Raw genomic sequence first — 247 nt, forward strand, 5'->3', positions numbered from 1 at the left:
GGCAAGCCGATCATGATCGGCAAACCCGACGAAGTGCGCAACGACCCGCGCGTGATCAAGGCCTATCTCGGAGAGGACTGATGCTGAAGCTGGAAAAGGTCCATACCCACTATGGCGCGGTGGAAGCGCTGGCGGGCGTGTCGATCGAAGTGAACAAGGGCGAGATCGTCACGCTGATCGGCAGCAACGGCGCCGGCAAGACCACGCTCATGATGACCGTGTGCGGCACGCCGCGCGCATCGGCGGG

The 247-nt window shown here is 63.6% G+C and carries 1 protein-coding gene and 1 pseudogene; both read left to right on the plus strand.

Annotated features, from left to right (window positions below):
* Positions 1–81: pseudogene (gene livG, locus U5A58_RS40695) on the plus strand (high-affinity branched-chain amino acid ABC transporter ATP-binding protein LivG); the annotation flags it as partial.
* On the plus strand, positions 81–247 hold a 167-nt coding region (locus U5A58_RS40700; RefSeq protein WP_321965483.1), incomplete at its 3' end, for an ATP-binding cassette domain-containing protein. The pseudogene livG and the gene U5A58_RS40700, both read left to right, overlap by 1 nt.

The organism is Paraburkholderia sp. J7, assembly GCF_905220155.1.
Classification (GTDB): domain Bacteria; phylum Pseudomonadota; class Gammaproteobacteria; order Burkholderiales; family Burkholderiaceae; genus Paraburkholderia.